The 3682-nt window shown below is 37.9% G+C and carries 4 protein-coding genes; all 4 read left to right on the top strand.

All coding sequences use genetic code 11. The features are described 5' to 3' along the window. On the top strand, window positions 1-322 hold a 322-nt coding region (locus K6G87_RS18780), incomplete at its 5' end, for a hypothetical protein (protein WP_296840738.1). 942 nt (window positions 323-1264) lie between these two features. Next, complete coding sequence (locus K6G87_RS18775; protein ID WP_296840736.1) at window positions 1265-2170, top strand: metallophosphoesterase family protein; 906 nt, start codon at window positions 1265-1267, stop codon at window positions 2168-2170. 295 nt (window positions 2171-2465) lie between these two features. Further along, window positions 2466-2750: a co-chaperone GroES gene (locus K6G87_RS18770; protein ID WP_296840734.1), complete on the top strand. Its 285-nt coding sequence runs from the start codon at window positions 2466-2468 to the stop codon at window positions 2748-2750. Window positions 2751-2950: 200 nt separating this feature from the next. Then, a partial coding sequence (gene groEL / locus K6G87_RS18765; RefSeq protein ID WP_296840731.1) for a chaperonin GroEL occupies window positions 2951-3682 on the top strand: 732 nt, incomplete at its 3' end.

Genomic DNA, 3682 nt, shown 5'->3' with positions numbered 1-3682 from the left:
AATTGAGGGACTTGAGTTCAAGGCTGTAATACTTACAGGTTTGTATCCATTTGCTTATTTTGGTGATGGTAAGGGCCATAGGATCAAATTAAATGACTGGGATTCTATAAATGAACTTATGGATGAGCAGAGATTAGCTATCCAAATGGAGATGACCAAGCTTTATAAGGCATGTCTCAGAGCCAAAGAAGTACTGTATGTTATAAATGATATAGAAACTGATTCAATAATAGATGACATCTTCTGTGAGAAAGATGAGGAATTCAGTGATCAGTTTTATGATTCTATTCTGGACGATCTTCTAAGCAGTATTGCATTATAAGATGGTATTACAGTATAAAGTGACTTATCATGATGATATTTTAAGTAGTATTGCATTATAAGATGGTATTACAGTATAAAGTGACTTATCATAAATGAATTCTAAGTAGTAATGTTTTATAAAAGAGTATTATCATAAGCAATATAATTTGGATTGATATTCACACAGCAATAAAAAGCTATATAAAGGTATACAAAACTATATAAAGCTATACATAGCTATACAAAGCCATTAACTTTAGGTGATGTGTAGTTCACCGACTTTTGATATATTCTGCCATATGCTCCGCGCAAGACTTGTGACATAGTTCTTGCTGCGGAGCATTTCTTTTGACCTTTATCCTACGAAAGTCACAAATCCTGCCATTTTCGTAGGACGAGGTAACCGAAAATCTCAAAAATAAGCCAAATATTTCCTACGAAATGTACATGACAAGCCACTTTCGTAGGATGCGATAACTGAAAACCTCAAAAATAAGCTAAATATTTCCTACGAAAAGTACTGATTCTTCCATTTTCGTGGGAATCACAGCGCCTTATCCGCAAATCTTAAACGAAACCTCTAAGATTGAGAAAGACTTGCGGATCAATGATACTGAATCACAGCGCCTTATCCGCAAATTATAATCAAAACCTCTGGAATTGCATGAATACTTACGGATAAACGATACTGAATCACAGCGCCTTATCCGCAAATATTAACCCAAACCTTTAAGATTGAGAAATACTTGCGGATAAACGATACTGATTCATAGCGTCTTATCCGCAAATCTAAATCAAAACATCAGGGAATGAGAAATACTTGCGGATAAACGATACTGATTCATAGCGCCTTATTCGCAAATCTTAATCTGCTTAACGTGGTCAATATGATTCTGAAAATCCACACAAGAACGTATATAATTGTGATAAAATCAAATAAAAAGCATACACGGAGTCATCAATGGATATAGCTGTTTTTAGTGATATACATGCAAATCATAGCGCTCTTCAGGCTTGTTTTGACAAGGCTTGTGAGAAGGGCATTACTAATTTTGTACTTCTCGGGGATTATGTAACAGACTGTCCCAACCCTCAGAAAACTATGGAAATGATATACATGATGCAGAGGTTCTTCAACGTCTGGATCGTAAGAGGTAACAGAGAAGAATATCTCCTTGATTACAGAAAAAGAGGGCAGACTGGCTGGAAGAAGGGTTCTGCCAGTGGTACGCTTCTGTATACCTATAATAATATGACGGACAAGGACTTTAACTTTTTTGACTCTCTTCCTATATATTCTCTCTGGAAGCAAAAAGGTATGCCTTCATTCGAGATGTGTCATGGTTCGCCGTCATCTTCAAGAGAATTCATGATGGCCAAGAGCCGCACTACAAGGCGTATTGTAGCCCAGCTCAAAACAGATTTCATCCTACATGGTCATCACCATGAGCAGGAATCCTATTCATATAGAGACAAGAGAGCCGTAAATCCCGGATCAATAGGTATTCCGTGGAACTATGGCGGTAAGACGCAGTTCGCCATAATCCATGATGAAGGCGGCAGATGGGAAGAAGAATATTATCAGCTTGATTATGACAGAAAAGAGATATTATCTGAGTTTGCATCTTCGGGTATTATGGATATGGCTCCTGCGTGGGCAGCTGTGACCATGCATACTATAAGGACGGGCGTTGATCTTAATCAGACTGTCCTTATGAGAGCAACCCAGCTTTGTGAGCAGGAAAGAGGAGAAGCTAACTGGCCTGATATCCCTGAAAGGTACTGGGCTCTTGCACTTAAGGAAAACTATATTGACATAAATGGTAAGGATATACCTCGGAAATCAGATAATTCCTGCCTCAGATAAAAATAAAAAAAGAATAAACAAAGGATAATAAAAGATGGATGCCTTTTTGAAAACCGCTCTGATAGCGCATTTGAAGGGGCATCCGTTTTTGTTTGCAAAGGTGTAAGAAGCAAACAAGAGAAAAAGAGAGTAATAAAGAGATAATATGAGATAATAGAAGTATATTTTGTCATAAATCAATTTGCATCATATCACCTACGACATTATTATATATTTTGTGGTTAGCACTCAGAGAGTTCGAGTGCTAACAATCTTAAAAAAGTAAATTATATATGTATATAAAGGAGGCTTTATCATGAAATTAACACCACTTGGAGACAGAGTTGTATTAAAGCAGCTTGAAGCAGAGGAGACAACAGCATCAGGAATCGTTCTTCCCGGAAAGGAAAAAGAGAAACCTCAGCAGGCTGAAGTTATAGCTGTAGGTCCTGGCGGAGTTGTTGATGGCAAAGAGGTCAAGATGGAAGTTAAAGTCGGACAGAAGGTCATCTATTCTAAATATGCAGGAACAGAAGTTAAGCTTGAAGATGAGACATATATCATCGTTAAGCAGAATGATATCCTTGCAACAGTTGACTAAATCACAGCTTGCAAAGAAGATCTTGTTCATTGGATTTTGAACAAAAAAGAAAATCTTGTTCATCAGATTTTGAACAAAAAAGAAAATCTTGTTCATTAGATTTTGAGCAAAAAGAAAATCTGGAATACAGATAATAAATAGATTTATTTGAAACAGGATAATATCCTGAATACTAAATAATAATATGGAGGTCATGTATCATGGCAAAGACAATTAAATCAGGTGATGATGCCCGTATGGCAATGGTTGCAGGCGTAAATAAGCTTGCAGATACAGTAGGAGTAACAATCGGACCTAAGGGAAGAAACGTAGTTCTTGATAAATCTTACGGCGCTCCTACAATCACAAACGATGGTGTTACTATCGCAAAGGAAATCGAGCTTGAAGATCCATATGAAAACATGGGTGCTCAGCTTGTAAAGGAAGTTGCTACAAAGACTAACGATGTAGCAGGTGATGGTACAACAACAGCTACAGTTCTTGCACAGGCAATGATCAACGAAGGTATGAAGAACCTTGCTGCAGGTGCTAACCCAATCGTACTTAGAAAAGGTATGAAGAAGGCTACAGATGCTACAGTTGAAGCTGTTAAGAAGATGGCTACAAAGGTAAGCGGCAAAGAGCAGATTGAAAGAGTAGCTGCAGTTTCATCAGGTGATGATGAAGTTGGTAAGATGATCGCTGACGCTATGGAGAAAGTTTCCAACGACGGTGTTATCACAATCGAAGAGTCCAAGACAATGCAGACAGAGCTTGACCTTGTTGAAGGTATGGAATTCGACAGAGGTTATATCTCAGCTTACATGGCAACAGATATGGACAAGATGGAAGCAAGCCTTGATGAGCCTGCAATCCTTATCACAGATAAGAAGATCTCTAACATTAACGATATCCTTCCTCTTCTTGAGCAGGTAGTTAAGACAGGTCAGAAG

It is taken from the genome of Butyrivibrio sp. (assembly GCF_024699075.1).
Note: the sequence above shows the minus strand (reverse complement) of the source record. Positions and strands in the feature narration are given on the sequence as shown.